This window comes from Mesorhizobium sp. M0244, assembly GCF_040321795.1.
In the GTDB taxonomy this organism is placed as follows: domain Bacteria; phylum Pseudomonadota; class Alphaproteobacteria; order Rhizobiales; family Rhizobiaceae; genus Mesorhizobium.
In genome coordinates, this window is the sequence record NZ_JAMYSE010000058.1 from 25,111 (window position 1) to 42,484 (window position 17,374).

20 protein-coding genes are annotated in these 17,374 nt (G+C 63.8%); 7 read left to right on the plus strand and 13 right to left on the minus strand.

Annotated elements, in window-relative coordinates; genetic code table 11:
* Positions 1-165: 165 nt before the first annotated feature.
* Positions 166-468: a hypothetical protein gene (locus NKJ08_RS26685; RefSeq protein ID WP_352524017.1), complete on the plus strand. Its 303-nt coding sequence runs from the start codon at positions 166-168 to the stop codon at positions 466-468.
* 226 nt (positions 469-694) lie between these two features.
* On the opposite strand, the gene NKJ08_RS26690 is transcribed toward NKJ08_RS26685, so the two are convergent.
* Complete coding sequence (locus NKJ08_RS26690; protein ID WP_352524018.1) at positions 695-1,390, minus strand: XRE family transcriptional regulator; 696 nt, start codon at positions 1,388-1,390, stop codon at positions 695-697.
* Between the two features lie 82 nt (positions 1,391-1,472).
* On the opposite strand from NKJ08_RS26690, the gene NKJ08_RS26695 reads away from it, so the two are divergent.
* The 3 genes from NKJ08_RS26695 to NKJ08_RS26705 all read left to right on the plus strand — a co-directional run bounded on the left by NKJ08_RS26695 (position 1,473) and on the right by NKJ08_RS26705 (position 3,230).
* Entirely contained in the window at positions 1,473-1,871 is a 399-nt protein-coding gene (locus NKJ08_RS26695; protein WP_352784165.1) for a hypothetical protein, read from the plus strand.
* Positions 1,872-1,941: 70 nt separating this feature from the next.
* Positions 1,942-2,562: a GcrA cell cycle regulator gene (locus NKJ08_RS26700; RefSeq protein ID WP_352524020.1), complete on the plus strand. Its 621-nt coding sequence runs from the start codon at positions 1,942-1,944 to the stop codon at positions 2,560-2,562.
* Positions 2,563-2,624: 62 nt separating this feature from the next.
* Positions 2,625-3,230 (plus strand): DUF6456 domain-containing protein, encoded by a 606-nt coding sequence (locus tag NKJ08_RS26705; RefSeq protein WP_352524021.1) that lies wholly within the window; start codon positions 2,625-2,627, stop codon positions 3,228-3,230.
* Positions 3,231-3,274: 44 nt separating this feature from the next.
* Here NKJ08_RS26705 and NKJ08_RS26710 read toward each other — a convergent pair whose 3' ends face one another.
* Both NKJ08_RS26710 and NKJ08_RS26715 read right to left on the minus strand, forming a co-directional pair.
* Positions 3,275-3,577, minus strand: coding sequence for a hypothetical protein (locus NKJ08_RS26710; RefSeq protein WP_352524022.1), 303 nt, complete (start codon positions 3,575-3,577; stop codon positions 3,275-3,277).
* A 256-nt stretch (positions 3,578-3,833) separates the two neighbouring features.
* Positions 3,834-4,151 carry a hypothetical protein gene (locus NKJ08_RS26715; RefSeq protein ID WP_352524023.1) on the minus strand — a complete coding sequence of 106 codons (318 nt, stop codon included), beginning with the start codon at positions 4,149-4,151 and terminating at the stop codon, positions 3,834-3,836.
* A 223-nt stretch (positions 4,152-4,374) separates the two neighbouring features.
* Here NKJ08_RS26715 and NKJ08_RS26720 point away from each other — a divergent pair, with 223 nt between their 5' ends.
* Positions 4,375-4,644, plus strand: coding sequence for a DUF2285 domain-containing protein (locus NKJ08_RS26720; RefSeq protein ID WP_352524024.1), 270 nt, complete (start codon positions 4,375-4,377; stop codon positions 4,642-4,644).
* A 284-nt stretch (positions 4,645-4,928) separates the two neighbouring features.
* On the opposite strand, the gene NKJ08_RS26725 is transcribed toward NKJ08_RS26720, so the two are convergent.
* Positions 4,929-6,896 carry an acyltransferase family protein gene (locus NKJ08_RS26725; RefSeq protein WP_352524025.1) on the minus strand — a complete coding sequence of 656 codons (1,968 nt, stop codon included), beginning with the start codon at positions 6,894-6,896 and terminating at the stop codon, positions 4,929-4,931.
* A gap of 182 nt (positions 6,897-7,078) precedes the next feature.
* Positions 7,079-7,300 carry an alkylphosphonate utilization protein gene (locus NKJ08_RS26730; RefSeq protein ID WP_352524026.1) on the minus strand — a complete coding sequence of 74 codons (222 nt, stop codon included), beginning with the start codon at positions 7,298-7,300 and terminating at the stop codon, positions 7,079-7,081.
* A gap of 200 nt (positions 7,301-7,500) precedes the next feature.
* On the opposite strand from NKJ08_RS26730, the gene NKJ08_RS26735 reads away from it, so the two are divergent.
* Entirely contained in the window at positions 7,501-7,854 is a 354-nt protein-coding gene (locus NKJ08_RS26735) for a cupin domain-containing protein (protein ID WP_352524027.1), read from the plus strand.
* A 105-nt stretch (positions 7,855-7,959) separates the two neighbouring features.
* Here NKJ08_RS26735 and NKJ08_RS26740 read toward each other — a convergent pair whose 3' ends face one another.
* A complete protein-coding gene (locus NKJ08_RS26740; protein ID WP_352524029.1) occupies positions 7,960-8,253 on the minus strand; it encodes a hypothetical protein in 294 nt (97 codons plus the stop codon).
* 234 nt (positions 8,254-8,487) lie between these two features.
* On the opposite strand from NKJ08_RS26740, the gene NKJ08_RS26745 reads away from it, so the two are divergent.
* Positions 8,488-10,500 carry an AI-2E family transporter gene (locus NKJ08_RS26745; protein WP_352524031.1) on the plus strand — a complete coding sequence of 671 codons (2,013 nt, stop codon included), beginning with the start codon at positions 8,488-8,490 and terminating at the stop codon, positions 10,498-10,500.
* Positions 10,501-10,636: 136 nt separating this feature from the next.
* Here NKJ08_RS26745 and NKJ08_RS26750 read toward each other — a convergent pair whose 3' ends face one another.
* The 7 genes from NKJ08_RS26750 to NKJ08_RS26780 all read right to left on the minus strand — a co-directional run bounded on the left by NKJ08_RS26750 (position 10,637) and on the right by NKJ08_RS26780 (position 17,273).
* Positions 10,637-11,572 (minus strand): phosphatidate cytidylyltransferase, encoded by a 936-nt coding sequence (locus tag NKJ08_RS26750; RefSeq protein WP_352524206.1) that lies wholly within the window; start codon positions 11,570-11,572, stop codon positions 10,637-10,639.
* Positions 11,573-11,594: 22 nt separating this feature from the next.
* Positions 11,595-12,263 (minus strand): lysophospholipid acyltransferase family protein, encoded by a 669-nt coding sequence (locus tag NKJ08_RS26755; RefSeq protein ID WP_352524032.1) that lies wholly within the window; start codon positions 12,261-12,263, stop codon positions 11,595-11,597.
* Between the two features lie 8 nt (positions 12,264-12,271).
* Positions 12,272-12,700 (minus strand): hypothetical protein, encoded by a 429-nt coding sequence (locus NKJ08_RS26760; protein WP_352524033.1) that lies wholly within the window; start codon positions 12,698-12,700, stop codon positions 12,272-12,274.
* Positions 12,697-14,040: a phosphatase PAP2/dual specificity phosphatase family protein gene (locus NKJ08_RS26765; RefSeq protein WP_352784170.1), complete on the minus strand. Its 1,344-nt coding sequence runs from the start codon at positions 14,038-14,040 to the stop codon at positions 12,697-12,699. The genes NKJ08_RS26760 and NKJ08_RS26765 overlap by 4 nt, the downstream gene beginning before the upstream one ends.
* Positions 14,041-14,042: 2 nt before the next feature.
* A complete protein-coding gene (locus tag NKJ08_RS26770) occupies positions 14,043-15,830 on the minus strand; it encodes a bifunctional alpha/beta hydrolase/class I SAM-dependent methyltransferase (RefSeq protein WP_352784172.1) in 1,788 nt (595 codons plus the stop codon).
* A 44-nt stretch (positions 15,831-15,874) separates the two neighbouring features.
* The gene (locus NKJ08_RS26775) at positions 15,875-16,477 is read right to left on the minus strand and encodes a CDP-alcohol phosphatidyltransferase family protein (protein ID WP_352524039.1); all 603 of its coding nucleotides are present in this window, start codon (positions 16,475-16,477) and stop codon (positions 15,875-15,877) included.
* Positions 16,478-16,586: 109 nt separating this feature from the next.
* Positions 16,587-17,273 carry a hypothetical protein gene (locus NKJ08_RS26780; protein WP_352784174.1) on the minus strand — a complete coding sequence of 229 codons (687 nt, stop codon included), beginning with the start codon at positions 17,271-17,273 and terminating at the stop codon, positions 16,587-16,589.
* Positions 17,274-17,374 lie beyond the last annotated feature (101 nt).

The following is a 17,374-nucleotide window of genomic DNA, read 5'->3' on the forward strand; positions in this document are numbered from 1 at the left end:
AGCGGCCGCAGTTCTGTTGCTCGCGCCGATTCCAGCTCGCACATCGATATAAGCATAACTCAAATAATATGACAAGTGAAACTTTCACGTCAATGTAAGCGGAACCGACTCGACTCCGCTCCGAAAACCGATAATGTTGCGAACAAAGCAGGAACAAAGATGGGGATGGCTATGGCATTAGCAGGCAAGGAAGCGACGATCGCCGATGTTGTCTCGATTGCCGTCGAGTGCATCGATTGCGGCCGCAACAGGTGGTGGAAGCCGGCCGAGCTCAAGCGGCATGGGGTGAGGCCGGAGACGCCGCTGGCGGCACTTTCGGGGCGCCTGATCTGCAAGGCCTGCCGGGCCGACGGCCTGCCGGGCGCCGCCGTTTCGATCCAGGCAGCCTTCATCGACGACCGGCAGCGGGCCCTGGCCGAGGCGCGGATGCTCAATGGCCGCGAGCCGGAGCAATCGAGGCGGGCTTGAAGGGGAGGGGCGGTGTTCTTCCTTCTCTCCTTGTGGGAGAAGGCGGCCGAGCGAAGCTCGGTCGGATGAGGGGTGTTGGACGGATCGCGGAGTTGAAGACGTAAGGATTTAGAATCGTTCGAATATTTTTAACACCTCATTTCTTCCAACACCCCTCATCCGGCTCGGCGCTGCGCGCCGATCCACCTTCTCCCACAAGGGGAGAAGGGCGCGCGCCAGCGCCGCGTCAATACCCCAGCAATTCCTTGAGCGGGATGACGCGGAAGACGTTCTTGATCGCGTAGCGGTTGAAGGTCAGCGTCTTGGGCGGGTTGTATTGCTCGACGATCAGTTCGGCGGCGGTGCGCTTGACCAGCTTCTTGATGAAGGCCTTGCCGTTGTGCTCGTTCTCCTCGGGCAGCGTCTCGATCACCACATGGTCGCCGGGCACGGCCTCGCGGCCGCCGCAATAGATCATCTCGCCGGGCTCGTAGCGCGGCACCATCGAATCGCTCAGCACGTGCAGCGCAAACACGTTGCGCAGATGCCGGATCCCAGGCGGCCGCTGGACATAGCCGGCCGGCTGGCCGTTGAAGGTGAAGTCGCCATCGTCGCCGCCGACGGCGGTGCCGAGAAGCTGGATATCCATCGGCCCGGCGGGCAGGGGGCCGGGATCGGTGACGATCTCGGCATCGGCGACCGGCCCGGAATCTTCGAGGAAGACGACCTCGCCCTTGCCGAGCGCCACCGGGTCGACGCGCAGGAAGGCGGCGGTCTTCAAAAGGTTCTCGGTCTTGGGCAGGTTGCGCCCGGTTTCCCAATTGCCGACGGCAGCGACATCGGTGTCGTTGTGCTCGGCAATGTGGCGCATCACCAGACCGCGCTGCTTGCGCGCCCGGCGGATCGCCGCCCCGACCTTGACCGACAGTGCAGTTTTCACCATGGCTCCATCTGAGGCATAAGATTCGGTTTCGTCTATGCAAGAATCGCTTGTATTACTGTTTGAGTTATGCTCTTATACGGTCATGCACAAGTCGCTTCACCAGCTTTCGGTCCTCGAATCCGCCCTTCAGCCCGCCGGCAGCGCTCGCCTGGAGGCGGTAGCGCAACCGATCGCCAAGGCCATGCATGTGCCAAACCTTTCCCCTCCGTCGCGGCTGTCCTCCTCCCCGGCCGGGACGATGCCCGAGGCTCGCGCCTCGGATCCGGCAGCGCAAGCGGCCGAAACGGCCGGAGCCGTTCCCCTCACGGCTCCGGCCACGAATTACCCGTCGACCAGCAACGCGGATGCCGAGGTTTCCTGGATCCGCACCGTAGACGGCACGGTCATCGCCTTAGACAAGCGGACCGGCAAGGCAGTGTCCGGCGCAACTAGGCAGGCGGCCGAGATGAAGCTCGATCGTAGCAGGCCACGCGAAGGCTGATCGGCTTTCGAGCCTGAGAGCCGGCGAAGCCGGCGCCGCACACAACCACCCTTGCAGGGAATAAAACATCATGGCCGCCCGCTATTCCGCCTCCGAATTGGAACAAATCGAGAACTGGTTGATGAGCGGGCTGTCGGCCGCGAAGATCGCCACCCGGCTGAGTGCGCTGCGCGGCCGCCCGGCCTCGCGCGCGGCCATCATCGGCATCGTCCACCGCACCGCCCGTCTGCGCGCCATCGGCCTTTCCAGATCCAAAGGCTGGTGTGGCGGCCGGCATGGAAAATCGGCGCCAGAGCCGCCGAATCCCGCCGGCCAAGCAGGGGCGGTACCGGCCGAGCATCACTGCCGCCCGGCAAGGCTGTCAGCCAGGCTGGCGCCGCCGGCCTGGCAGCCGGGTTCGACTCGGATCACCGGGTCCGATGGCGAGCCGCTCGAAATGCCGGCGCCGCGCCCGATCGCCGCCGGCGGCCGCCAGCCACATTTCGTCGCCATGCGCTTCATCGATTGCCTGTTCGACCGCTGCCGCGCGCCGCTCGACACGACGCTGCAGGAGGATGCCGAAAACGATGCCCCCGGCAGTCGCCCCGGTTTGGACATGCTGTGCTGCGGGCTGCGCACAAAGCCTTCGAAAAGCTACTGCGCCTATCACGCGGCGCGCTTCCTACGCACGCTGCCGGCCGAAGCGATTTGAGCCCCGCTGGATGACGGAAATTCGCCAGAGCCCGACGACAGAAAACCAGGAGGACCGAGCCGATGAGCAACAAAACCGCGCAAAAAGCCAAAGCCAGGCTGCCGCGATTGCCGAAGGGCGAGGCCGAGCAGGTGCGCATCCGCAAGGAGATCGGCCATGATTTCGCGCTGAAGGAGGACCGGTTCGGCCGCAAGCGGCTGGCCAAAGGAACGCAGGAGGCGGCGCGCCTCTATGAGGTTTCCAATGACGGCCACACCGCGACCGGCGGCATCGTGCGGGTGCGCAATGTCGACCCGCTGACCGGCCTCACCTCGTTGTCGCGCCAGCAGCGCGAGGCAGGCATGCGCTACCGCCAGGATTTCCGCAACTCGTCCGAGGCAACCGCCAAGCCGATGGCCTGGGCCGAGCGCGTCGACGGCGGCCGCACCGGCAGCGGCGTCGCAGAACACATCCTGTCCGCCGGCCGCGACCATGCCCAGGCCACCAAGGCGCTTGCCCACTGGGAGATCGCCGGCATCGTGCAAAAGGTCTGCTGTGCCGACGCAACGGTCAAGAGCCTGGCCGAACTGGCCGGCGAGCCGCGCGACGTGGTGGTGAAGCTACTCAAGATCGGGCTCGACATATTGGCTGTGCATTACGGCATGATGCTGATGCGCAAGCCGAGGTGAGGAGCCCCGCCGATCCGGCCGGCACTACCGGCCGGATCGATCCGTCAACGACGGCAGACACGGATTCTTTCGATAACCCGGTGGTGATGACGCCAGTGCTTGACGACTTCGGTGTAGCAGCGCCGGTGGTACCGGTAGCGCGGCCTGTAGTCCTCGTCGTAGACATCATAGCGGTAACGGGGAACGTACTCATCGTCGTAATCGGAATACCGATGGTGGCGATAATAATAGTCGTCGTCATAGCCGTTGCCGATGCCGATCGTGACGCTGCCGCCGGCATTCGCCGGGCCAATCACGGAAGCCGCCGAGGCGATGGCGATCACCGAGGCAAGCAGGAGCTTCTTCATAGCTACCTCCTTCTTTAACGTCCCTCTAATAGAAAAACCCTTGAGGGGCAGCCTCGTTCCACAAATTTGCAAGATGCCACGAACCGAGAGCCCTAAATTAGCGCCAGCGGGGCGAAAACGCCTCTGGCGGTGCGCCAGGGTGGGGCCGCCGGCGCAACGTGGCCCCTCCTTCCAAGCCTCATGCGGGTTGTGGTCCGCGCCGTATGTATCCCGTCAAGCAGCGACAATCGGGCGCCGTCGCGTTGCCGACGTTTGCCTACAGAATATGGCCCAATTCCAGCAAAACGAAAGCCGTCGCACCCAGCACAATGAGAGCGTAGGCCGCATAAAGAACAAGCAGCATCACTTCAAAGTCTCGGACGAAACCTGCCGTAATTCTGGTCTCCTGAGGCTCTGCTTTCTCGATGCGCTCGGTTTCCGGATGCTCCGCTGCCACGACGATGCAGACAATCCTGTCGTTTTCGGCTGCCTGTAATATCCGTTCGGCCAGATCGACGGCAATCACTGGATCATCGGCCAGCCGATCTCCCGATAGCCAGCTTTCAGTGACAGTCTGGATTTCATCCTTTCTCACGCACGCATAATTGCGCCGATTAAATTAGGTTCCACTAAAATACCTCAAGATTGCGTCGACCCGATCGCGATGTAACGAGGCGTGACCCCTCCTGGGCGGTGAACTCCCGCCTGAGGCCCGCATTTGTCGACTGTCGAGGCGAATCTCGATCGCCGCATCCTCCGATCAAAGGGCGCTGGCGTCTCCATAGGCTGCTACGGTGCGCCATTGCTGGTAGGTCGCAATGCTAAAGCCACTGCCAAACCTTCATATCGCGAACGCGGCGCCGACATCTTCGGTGCCGACCGGGTATGACGAGGATCGTATGCTTACTTATATCCGGCTGCTCGATGCTTCGGCGGAGGGGACCGATTGGCGTGAGGTCGCCCGCATCGTGCTGCACATTGACCCGGAGCAGGAGCCAGAGAGGGCTTTCCGGGCGTGGGCGACACATCTGGCGCGTGCACGATGGATGACTAGGAAGCGGAATGAGGTTCGCGCCGATCGCATATGAGCGGCGCGAATGACGACCTCACATTTAAGCGGAACTGCCGTCCCGGTCTGGCCGTTGAGGGAGGAGACCAACATGGAAAAGCGCCCAATGACTTATTGGCGAGCCAATTCTCTGGAGCTGTGCTGCCTTCTTGCAGTTCCGCTGTCGCTTCTCTTTACCGTTTTCCTCGCGGGTCTTATCCTTAGCTGACCCCCCGCATGGTTGCTTGGCGAGGGAGCCCGCGTCGGTCAAGGTGGCACCAAATCCCGCCTGAAGGATTTCGGTGGGAAAGGCTGCCGCCGCCGTTACTTCACAGCCGCCGCCATCACATCCGAAAACAGCGCCCGCTCCACCGCCGGCTCCAGCGTCTCGGCGAAGGGCGTCGCCAGGTGGTGGCGGTCGCGGAAGGCAAGCTTGCCGTCGATGAAGACGTGGCAGGTGGTCTGATCGCAAAACCGATCGGTCATGTCGATATAGCTGGCGTTCGGTGTCGAGCGCACGATATCGCGCTCGATCGTTGCGATGTCGTCGTTTGCCGCCATGATCCTCGGCGTGTCGCATGTCGCCGGCGTCTGGCCCCGCCACAGCGCCCGCGCCACGCATTTGTCGGCGTAGCTTGCATTGTAAGGCACGTCCCTGATGACCGCGACCTTGATGCCGGCCTGGCTGAACGCTCGAAGCGTCCAGGTGAGACCCGTCCGCCACTGCTCCTCCCAATTGGCGTGCTTCAACTCCTCGGGCGATTCCTTCATCACATTGCCGATCGAGAATTCCGAGATCACCACCAGTTGCGGATGGAGCGCGATGATGTCCTTGACCGACTGCTCGCGCCATTGGTCGCACTCGGTGTAGTCGCGCTTCAGCCGCCAGTTCCAGGTCGTCACCCGCGAAGCCCGGCAGGAGGATTTGAGAAAGGTGACGACCCGGAAATTGTTCTTCTCGGCCGCCTTGATCAGCGGCGTCGACCAATGGTCGGCATGCGAGTCGCCGAACAGCACGACCGAGCGCTGGGCATCCTTCTGGCCGAACATGCAAGGCCTCGGTTTGACGGTCTCGAAATCGAGCACGCAGCCGCCGTCGCTCGCGCGCACGGTAGAGAGCTGGGCGGCGCTGTCGGCGATAATGTGCTGTTCTGGGCTGAGATTGTGCTCGGCAAAGCGCGCGTTGCCGTAGGCCGCGACCACGCCGGCGCCGGTCAGCGCAGCCGCGGGCACCAGCGCCCGCGCCGCTCCGGCCATCAGCCAGCCGTTGCGGCGGATCGGGTTCTCGATGAAATGATAGGTGAACATCGACAGAACCAGCGTCAGCGCCGCGCAGGCAAGGCGGTCAAGCGTGGACAGGTTGGGAACCACCATCGCGGCATAGACGATGACCGGCCAGTGCCAGAGGTAAAGCGAATAGGAAAGCCGGCCCAGCCATTGCAGGGGCGACAGCGCCAGCACGGCGCTCGGCAGGTTGCGGCCGCTGCCGCTGAGCAGCAGCAGCACGGTGCCGGCGACAGGCGCAAGCGCATTCACCCCGGGGAAGGGGGAGTCTTCGTCCAACATCAAATAGGCCCAGGCGATCAGCGCCAAGCCGAGGCATGCCTGCAGTGTGGCCAGCAGCGGGCGGTCGCGCCAGATCTTTGCCGGCACCATGGTCGCGAGGCCGCCGGCGGCGAATTCCCAGGCCCTGAGCGGCGAGAAATAGAAGGCCCAGGGCTGCGACACTTCCGTCAGCCAGGCGCAGGCGGCGAAGGAGGCCACGCCGGCGACGCCGATCACGACGATAGCCGTGCGCCTGCGGGGACGCAGCCATGCGGCCAACAAAAGCAGCGCTGGCCATGCCAGGTAGAACTGTTCCTCGACCGAGAGCGACCAGAAGTGGATGAACGGGTTATTGGTGGCATCGGCGGCGAAATAGTCAAACGACCAGCGGATCAGCCAGAGGTTGATCATGTAGGCGGAGGCAAACATGGCGCCTTTCGAATAGAGCGCCTGCTCCTCCGGCGACAGGATGAAGTAACCCGCGAACAGCGTGGCGAGGATGACGAACAGTGCCGCCGGCAACAGGCGCCGGGCGCGCCGGGCGTAGAAGCGCCAGAGGTTCAGCCGTCCGGTCTCGGTGATTTCCGTAACCAGGTGCCGGGTGATCAGATAGCCGGAGATGACGAAAAAGATGTCGACGCCGGCAAAGCCGCCGGGCAGACCGGAGAGACCAAAATGGAAGGCGATGACACCCGCCACCGCCAGCGCGCGCAGCCCTTCGATGTCAGGCCGAAATGATGCCGACACAGTCACCTCGTGCAAGGAATGCCCACCTCGCAGAAGCTCGACCCGATACCCCGATATTGCAATGCAACAAATCTAACGCGGTGCAACATAGGGGGAGGGCGACGGCTCCTCCATCTCCTCACAAGGGCGATTCACTCACGAGAGCGTTTCATATGAGGGCAAAACAAAGGGTGCCGAGGCAATCAAGCCTTTTTCAAAAACTCGGTCTTCAGCACTAGGCCCTTCACCTGCCTGGTGCTGCATTCGATCTCGCCGGGATTGCCGGTGAGGCGAATGTTCTTCACCAGCGTGCCGCGCTTGATCGTCTCCGACGTGCCTTTGACCTTGAGATCCTTGATCAGGGTTACGGAGTCGCCCTCGTGCAGCTCGGTGCCATTGCTGTCTCTTACGATCGCGTCCGTCATGTCAGTCTTTCGTAGGGCCTCGGTGGGGAGGTGGTCGGGCCAGTCCCGGCCTATCCCACGGTCGGCGACAAGGTCAAGCCTGCTGGCTCAAGCGGGCCGTCCGCCAATACCAAATGCGATCGGGCACCCGCGTTGCCGAGGCCAGGTGCATCAGCTATGGACCGGCAGCCATCCCGGCACAATTCAAGACGGAGCCGACCATGACAGACAAGACCATCCTCAAATTCGGCGCCGTCGAAAACGCCGAGGCCGGCGATCTCGCGGGGTGGATCGTGGTCGAAGCCCACCCGACCATGAAGACCGCCGTCCAGCATATTACCGAGGACGGCAAGGTCATGTCGGGCACCTGGCAGGCCACCCCCGGCACCTATCACGCGACCTATAGCGACTATGAGTTCGTCCACATGATATCGGGCCGCATCGTCATCACGCCCGATGGCGGCGCGCCTGTCGAAGTCGGCCCCGGCGATGCTTTCGTGGTGGAAGCCGATTTCAAGGGGACGTGGAAGATCATCGAGCCGGTGACCAAGCACTTCGTCGTCAGGATCGGCTGACGCCGAATAGTGCGATTGACGCTTGCGCCCGACTGAACCGAAGGTCCCAAAACGAAGATGGCGGGCATCTCTGCCCGCCACTGCGATTGTGCTGAACCGACGTGCCTAGTTGGCACCGCCGAGTTGCTTGGTCATCTTGCAGAAATCGTCATGCTCCTTGGCAATGGCCTCGTCGCCGCATTCCTTCATCATCATCGCCTGGTCCTCTTTGGACATGGCCATCCATGCGGTCTTGAATTCGGCCTGCGACTTCATGGTCTTCATGCCGGCATCGGTGAAGAAGGGCGACATTTTCTGCGGATCGTCGAGCGCCGAGGTGCCAGTGGCAGCGCCGGCAAGCGCTGCGCCGGTCATCATCGAAAGCGCCATCGCGCCCATGCAAAGCGTCTTGATGTTCATGATCATTCCTCCTGAGCTGCTGCTTTGAGGTTGTCCATCAGCGATCTACGAAGGAACGGTGTTTTGACCCAAAAGTTCCACGTTCTGGCGCAGACATGGAACAGGATTGCCCGTGACGTCATTAATGCAAAAAATTCTACCATGACTGAATTTTGCCGCGCTGCCGACCAGGGTAATCGGCGTCCAGCTGGGTGAGACGCTGCGAAGTTGCACGCCGGCTCAATATGCCCGATCATGGCGACGGCGGGGCGGAGGTATCAAGTGGCGGCAAATCGTCGAAACGACGCGCACCTGTCGGAGCCCCGGCGGGCGGGCATTGTTTCCGCGGCCAGGGCGCTTCCGCGCACATCGTTGCCCAGCGTAGCGTCGGTCGTGACGGCCGTCGCGGCGCTCTATTTCGGGCGCGAGGTCTTTCTGCCGATCGCAATCGCGCTGCTGCTTACCTTTGCGCTCGTGCCCATGGTGTCGGCACTCAAGCGAGCCGGCATTCCGCGTCTTCCTGCCGTGATCGCCAGTGTGCTCGGCGCATTCACGGTGCTGGCTCTGTTCTCCTTCATCGTCGCCACGCAGGTCAGTGAACTGGCGCAGAACATTCCGCTTTACCAGGCGAATATCCTGACCAAGGTCCGGTCGCTCAAGGAAACCGGCGTCGGCGGCGGCATCATTTCCAGATTGAGCCGGGTGATCGAACGCGTCGGCCAGGAACTTGACAGACCCGAACCTGCACAACCCTCCGCCGATCAGCCTCCGCGGGAGCCGATCCCGGTCGAAATCGTCGCGCGCGAACGACCGCTTGAGGTTCTCCAGAATCTGATCGGCCCGCTGCTGAGCCCGCTGGCATCGGCCGGGCTGATCATCGTGGTCGTCATATTCATGCTGCTCGAGCGGGAGGACCTGCGCGATCGCTTCATACGCCTCGTCGGCTACGGCGATCTGCATCGAACCACCGAGGCGCTGCAGGATGCCGGCAAGCGCGTCGGCCGCTATCTGCTCATGCAATTGGTCGTGAACATCGTCTATGCCGTCCCGATTGCAATCGGACTTTGGCTGCTGGGCATACCCAATCCATTGCTGTGGGGTTTGCTGGCGCTGGCGCTGCGCTTCGTTCCCTATATCGGCCCGGTCATCGCGACGCTGCTGCCTCTGTTCCTGGCACTGGCCGTGGCGCCCGGCTGGTCGCTCGTGCTATGGACCGCCGGGCTTTTCGTGGTCGTGGAACTGATCACCGGCAACGTGATCGAACCCTGGCTCTACGGCTCGCGCACCGGGCTGTCGCCATTGGCCATCATCGTTGCGGCGATCTTCTGGACCTGGCTCTGGGGCCCATTGGGCCTGGTTCTATCGACGCCGCTCACGGTCTGCCTCGTCGTGCTCGGTCGACATGTGCCGCAGTTCGAATTCCTCGACGTTCTGTTCGGCAACGAACCGGTGCTTGAACCGCACGCCCGGCTTTACCAGCGGCTACTGGCCGGCGATCCCGAGGAAGCGACCGACCATGCCGAGGAGATGCTGGAGGAAGAATATCTGGTCGAGTTCTATGACAAGGTCGCGATTCCCGCACTTCTGCTGGGGGAGCAGGACCGTGTGCGTGGTGTGCTGAGCGATGAGCAAAGACAGCAGGTCGCAGGCAGCGCGCTGACGATGGTGGCGAACCTCGGCGACAGCGCGCAGGAGGAGGCGGAAGAGGACGACACGGCCGCGGCCGCGGACAGCGGCTCACGCGAGGACAAAGAGGTTCAGGGCGGGGACGACACCGAACTGCCGGATGGCACGGGCATGTCGGTGCTGTGCGCCGGAGGGCGCGGCGAACTTGACGACGCCGCTGCCGCCATGCTGGCACAGGTGCTCGAAGTCCAGGGCGCCACGGTGTTGAGAGCGAGCTTCGCCGATATGGAACCGGGGAGCATTCGCCGCCTTGAGCTCGACGCCGTCGATACCGTCGTCGTCGGATTTTTGAACCGGGATTCCGTCAAGCACGGCCGGTTCCTGGTCCGTCGGCTGAAACGCGCCAAACCAAGGTTGCGGGTGGGTATCGTGTTGTGGTCGGAACCCGACAGCGACAACCAGGAAGCAGCCGCCAAATTGGCCAATGAGATCAACGCCGATTTCGTCGCACACGGCATGGTCGGCGCGGTGCTCGGCGCGTTGTCCAGCAATCCGCCGGTGGCGCTGAAGATCGCCGCCAAACGCCGCATGCGCCGTCTGGCGCCTGCACGCAAGAAAGAGCCGCTCGCCGCGGCAAAATGAGCGCGGCCAAGGACGGCGGCAGGTGGTGTTGTTATTACCGTTTTCGCGAAAACGGTAATAACGAAGCGGATCAGGTGTCTTCGCAAGGGTCGCGCTGAACCGTCCGAACGGAACCGCGACGAACGGCGCGTATCCTTCACACCGTCCAGAAATAGCGCACGGTATGGAAGAAGACCGGGGCGGCGAAGACCAGGCTGTCGGCACGGTCCATCATGCCGCCATGGCCTTCGATCAGGTGACCCCAGTCCTTGACGCCTTGATCGCGCTTGATGGCGGAGGCGACCAGCCCGCCGAAAAATCCCATCAGGCAGGCGACCAGAGCGACGCCGGCTGCCTGCAGCGGCGAAAACGGCGTCAGGAACGACAGCAGCGCGCCGAGCAGGCTCGACGCCGCCAGCCCGCCGACCAGTCCCTCCCAGGTCTTCGACGGCGAGACCGTCGGCGCCAGGAGATGGCGGCCGAACAGTTTTCCGAAGATGTATTGCAGCACGTCGCTGCCTTGCACGGTGATGATCAGGAAGGCGATCAGCAACAGGTTGCGGCCTTCGAAACCGGGCACCTCGAGCGTCAGCAGCGCCGGCACGTGGCTGACGCAGTAGACCGAGATCATCACGGCCCATTGCTGCGCCGAGACCCGCTCGAGAAAGCGTTCGGTGTCGCCGTGCAGTGCTGTGATCGCCGGCATCAGCAGGAAGCAGTAGACCGGGATGAAGATGGTGAAGAGACCGTACCAGGCGGTCCACACCAGCCAGTACTGGAACGGGATGACGATGCCGAACATGCCGAGCAGCACCCAGTGGTCGCTGCGGCGGCTGTGTGTCAGCGTCACGAATTCGCGCAGGGCGGCGAAGGAAATCAGCGCGAACAGGATGGTCATGCCGGTGCGGCCGAAGAAGAAGGCGACAGTGATCGCCACCACCATAACCCACCAGGCATTGATGCGCTGGGTGAGGTTGACCAGCGTCGGCGATAGCGGCTTCGGCGCGCGCCATGACAACACGCCGGCGACGACGCTTGCGGTGATCAATACGCAAAGCAGGCCGACGATCAGAATGAGGGTTTCGTGCATCATCGGGAGCATTTTACCCTGGTCCTCAATCGTCTCGTTGCGGCCGGGGGTTCAGCGCTAGCAGCGTTTCGCGGGCGCGGTCGAGAAAGGCACGGCGCTCCTCACCCGGTTGAATGGCGATCGGCGCGCCGAAGACGACGCGGCAAAGCAGCGGCACCGGCACGAATTGCCCCTTGGGCAGCACCCGGGACATGTTCTCGATCCAGCACGGGATGAGTTCGACATCGGGCCGCGCCATCGACAGATTGTAGAGGCCGGAGCGGAACGGCAACAGCGGTTCGTCGGTCATGTTGCGCGTGCCTTCGGGAAACAGGATCAGCGAATGGCCCTGGTCGAGCACCGACAGCATGATCGAGATCGGGTGCTGCGTTTCATCCGTCCACTGCCTGTGGATCAGCACGGAAGACAGCATGTCCTCGGCAATGAAACGGCGCAGCCGCGTCTTGCCCCAATAATCGGCGGCCGCCACCGCATGGGTACGGGCGCGTTCCTTCTCGCTGAGGCAGGCCGACAGCAGGATGAAATCGCCGTGGCTGGCGTGATTGGCGAAGTAGATGCGCTGCCGGTCCGACGGCTGGCTGCCGTTCCAGATCGGCCGCACGCCGGTGACCGCCCAGGCCAGCGCCGACAGGCCGACCGAGGTCACGGTCTGCAGCAGGGTACAAGTGTTGGCGCGAAGGCGAAGCTTTGTCATGGACGGGCTCAAAGGAATGCCGCGATGACCGAGGTGGCCGCGAACAGGCCGAACGCGATGCGCTGCTTGGCTAGCAGGCGGCGCGTGCCCGCTATCCGCTGGTCGAGCGAGCGGCCGCCGGCAGCCGTGGGTTTCAGCCGCATGCGCGCCAGCACATCGTCGATCGCGGCACCGCCGCCTGCCTCGCTGGCGTGGCTGGCCATCAGCCGGAACAGCAGGGCATCGAACAAAAGCAGGGCCGAGAGAATAAGCGTGGCCACGGCACTCGCCGCGGTGATCAGCCAGGCCGCTGCCGACAGCGATGATGTTTGCGGCGCGGCCGCCAGGCCGATGACCGGCGCCGCCAGCAGGGCAGCAGCCACCAGCAGCAGCGGCCATGCCACCTGCACCATCAGCCCGGCAGCGAAGGCTTCGGCGCTGTCACGATAGGCGGTCATGCCGGCGCGTCCACGCCAAGATGCACAGGCCGGCCCGCAGCGGCGAGCTTGCCTCGCGCCTGATCCGGCGTGTCGGCCCGGCCGCTGGCGACCAGCCAGTCGGCGACAACGGCGGCTCTGAGCTGGAAGCCAAGCTCGCAGCAGACCAGCACCGTGTCCTGGCCCCGCGCCGTCTCGATCGCCGCCACCGCTTGCGCACGCGCCTCCGGCGATGGCGGCAATAGATCGACCATGGCCACGCTCACCCAGCGGATCGAGGCGCCGCGCGGTCTTTCCAATTCGCCGGCAAGGTCGATCACCGTGCCGAAAGCGTCGGCCTCGGCGGCGGTCGGAAAGCGGCCGAGGCAAACGCCGTCGGCAATGATGATTTTCGCCGGAAGCTTTCGCGTCCACGCCCACACATTGACCTTGGCGCCAACCCGGTAGGGCCAAAGCAGGAGATGGCTGGCCAGCGACACGCGGCCATCGGTTGTTTTCTGGAACACCCTGGCGCCGGCGCCGGCATAAGTGAAAGCGACAATGGCCAGCGCCAGTGCCGGCCACAACAGGATGAGCCACAGGGCCGAGACCAACGCGCCGGCAGCGGCGCCAGCCAGCGCAAGGGTTGCGCCAAGCGCATAGAACAGTGCCAGCCGCCGCGCTTTCGGGTCAGCAGTCGGGCGGAAGCCGGCGAACGGCAGCTCGCCGTCGCGCGGAAACAGCCACAGGGCGAAAAGGCCGAGCAGCGCGCCGGTCGGAATGTCGATGAAATGGTGCTGCCACGTCGTCAGCACCGAGGCGCCGATCAGGAAACACCAGACATGCCAGGCGACGCCGGCGATGCCGGTCAATCTGTGACGCCAATGATCCCAGATGATGACCAGCAGCGCGATGTGCAGCGACGGCGCCTGGTTGAAGGGTTTGTCAAAGCCGCCGAGTACGGCGAACATGAAACCGGGCAGGCCGCTTGTCGCGGGGCGCACGAAGGTCGCCGTCAGCGGGAACAGGATGAAGCAGGCGACGGCGACGATCTGCGCCGTGAGATAGCGGCCGGCGAGGCGGTCGACGCCGCTCTTTGAATTGTTCAACAGCAGCGACACGCCGTAGAACAGGTTTATCGACCAGTATGGCACGATCGTCCAGGCGAGGAATGGGATGCCGCGCTCCCAGCCGAAGACGATGCTGCCGACATCGTCGCGCTGCGACGCCAGCCAGTTGGCGAAACCGTAGGTCGCGTAGAAGAACGGCGCCAGAAATGCCAGCCACAGGGCGGCGCGCAGGACCATCCCGGCATAAGGCTCACGCGGCAACGCCGGAAGGGCAGGGGCATCGCGAGGCAAGGCAGAGGCAGGCAAGTCCATGCTCAGACGCGCCGTGCGACCGAAACGGTGAAGATACCCCACTGGTCGATGCGCTGGTCGAGTTTCTCGAAACCGGCGGCTGTCACCAGCTGGTCCATCTCGGCCTGCGTGCGCCGACGCATCACCCAGGCCTGGCCGCCGCGATGCGAGGTCAGGCTGCGCGCGATCATCTCGAGCTGCGGATGCCAGGGCTGGTTGGTGTAGACGAGCAGGCTTCCCGGCTGCATGGCGATGGCCAGTCCGCCGAGCGAGCGGGCGATCATGGCATTGTCGGAAAACAATTCGTAGAGCCCCGAGACGATGGCGAGATCCGGCGCCGGGTCGCGCCCGGCCAGCATCGTGGCGTCGAAGGCGTCACCTTGATGGAACGAGACGCTCGCCGGCAGCTTGCGCTCGGCGATCAGCTTGCGGCCGAGCGAGACATTGAGCTCGGAGAAATCCTGCAGCCGCACGCTCGCCGGCGGCTCGGCGCATTTCTGCACAGCGTCGAGCACATAGCGGCCATGACCGGCGGCGATGTCGACGATATGGATCGGTCGGCCGGCGGCCCTGAGCGTGGCGGCAGCGCGGCCGATCAGCTCTTCGAGATGCAGCTTGCGCTGGCGGATGCCGCGCCAGCCGATGGCATCGAGAAAGGTCCGGTCGATCATGCGGCCGACGGGGCTGATGCCCCGCGCCTCATTTTCGTAGACATAATCGAGTGTCGAGCCGGAATCGAAGCCGGTGGCGATTCCGGTATTCATGCCCGACGACAGCCAGGCGCCCATGCGGATCGAGGCGCGGCTCATTGCCCAATAGAGGCCCCTGGGCGACAGCAGCGGCAGCGGCGAGGCCAGCCGGTCGGCCTCGTCGCGCGTGTAGCCGGCGTGGTCGGCCTCGGTCAGGTCGATCGGCTTTTCCGGCGCCGCGAATTGCTTTTCCAGGAAAGGCCTGATCAGGTCGAGTGCCTTGTGGCGGTCGCGCTCGCCCAGCGTGTCGTGGAAGAAGCCGGGCAGCACATGCCGCTCCTTGGCCGGGCTCGCCAGATTGACGAAAAACGCGTGCTGCGGTCCATGCCGCACTACCCAGTCGCTGCCGGAGACCAGAACCTGTGTCGGCACGGTGATGGCGCGGGCGTCGGCGACGATGCGCGCGGCGTGGTCGTAGAGCTCGACCAGGATGTTGGAGGCGATCGGCCGCGTGATCAGCGGATCGGCGTCGAAGGATGCGATGCGCTCAGGATCATGCGTCAGGAATTTCGCCTTGACGTAGGAATTGACGAAGAAGCGGCCCTTGATCTTCTGCCAGAACGCAATGCCTTGCTTGGCGAAGGGGACGTAGAGCTTGACCGAGAAGGCCGGCGAGGCCAGCACCAGGGCGCGAATGTCGGGCGCATAGTCATGCACCCAGGCGGCAGCAAGCACGGCGCCGAAGGATTGCGCAATCAGCGCAATGTCGCGCTGGCCAAAACCGTCACTGCCGATCGCGCGCACGAAGCAATCGATGTCGCGCACCAGCGCGGCAAACGACGGCGCATAGCCGCGTTCGCCGGCGGAGCGGCCATTACCGCGCGCGTCCCAGGCATAGAAGGCGTGGTCGGGCATCTGGAGCTCGTCGATGAGATGCGCCATGCGGCCGCCATGCTCGTGGCCGCGATGGAACAGCAGGATGGCGCCCTTGCGGTTTTCCGACAGCGCCGGCCAGTAGCGGTAAAAGATCTCGGTGCCGTCATGGCTCTTGAAGCTGCGCTCCTGCGCCACCCGCTCGACATTGGCCGGAGCCACGGCGGCAATCTTCTGTTGGTGAAGCATGTTTTCATCCCCTGGCGAGGTCGGCCCCTTGGCGAGACCGGAATTCAACTGCCGCTCCCGTTAAGGCCGCTGCGTATCCGGTTGATGGCGGTCACCAGCGAGAGTGTAGCCATGGCCGGAAACACAAAGGGCGCGGCCGCCTCGATCCACACGCCGCAGGCGACGAGCACGGCAAGAATGCCAAGCGCCAGCGCGCGGTCACTTTTGCCGAACGGGCCGGCATAGTTGCGCCCGGTTCCGGCTGCGATGCCGAGCACACCGGCGAATTCCGCAATCACCGCCGCGATAGCAAATGCGACGACGCCCCAGGCAGGAAAAATGACGGCAAAGGCCAGGATCAAAGCGAGATCGGAGACGACATCGCAGAGCTCGTTGAGATACATGCCGAGCTTCGAGGCCTGGCCATGTTCCCTTGCGAGCATTCCGTCGATGGCATTCAGCGCCATTCGCATAAACAGCACGAGCGGCATCAGCAGGAAGATCGCACGGTGGCCGACAAGGGCTGCCACCACCAGGCCGGTGGCGAGCGAGAGGGCAGCGGCCAGCAGCGTGATCTGGTTGGCGGTGATGCCGGCCCCGGCCAGGCTGTCGGCAAGCGGCCGCAGCCTAGCCTGGAAGGCCGGTTTCAGCGCATAAAGTGTCGGCATGTGCGGAACCCCCCGGCCGCGGTGCAACTAACGTCAGCGAGGATGGTCAATTGGCGCACAAGACGCAAGGGCGGCGCCCACCACTTTTCGATATCCGGTTGGGTCGGCGTTAGCTTCCGCTGTCGCCACTGTCGCCCGGGAACACAGTGAGCAAACTTTGTTCGGCCGCCGCCCAGGCGCGACTATGGAAACGCCGCAGGATGAGAATGCATATGGCGAAGACCAGCAGCCCGCAAATCACGCCGGGCGTCATGCCCCCGCCAAACGCGGACTTTACAACGATGCCGGTGAAGACGCCGGCGATGGCGCCATTGATCGTGCCTACCATCCCCGCGGTGGTCATGAAATATTGCAGCGGCGAAGGTCTGAGGCCCTTGTCGACCAGCACCGCCGAGGGACCGTCATGCGTGGAATTGACAAGGTATTTTTGCACGGCCGGCGCCAGCTCGACGAAATAGTGGCGGATCCGGGCCATGCCGCGGGCATGCACCATGTCCTCGATGGCAACCTGCACAGCGCGCACGAAGGTGACCAGGCCGATGAAGAAAAGGCAAGGCAGCAAGATCAGGCTGAACAGGATGAACGGCCTGCCCATCTCCGTGACCTGCGCGACGAAGGACAAGGCAATCGTTGCGCTCGAGACCGAGGTCAGGAACAGATCGGCTCGCTGGTTGGCTTCCTGAATGGTCGCCGCGCGGGCGTTTTGCAGCACGAAATGCTCGGTGGTCAGGCATTGCAGGGCCTGCTGCGCTTGATCTGGCGGAACCGGAGCGTCGGGAGAACGGGTCATCGACATTTGCCCCCTTCTGTCAGCCGCAACCGGCGGACAGAAGGGGGCGTCGCCCTGCGAGCTGTCAGGTCTTGCCGATGGCGATGCGCTTGGCCTTAGCCTGAGCG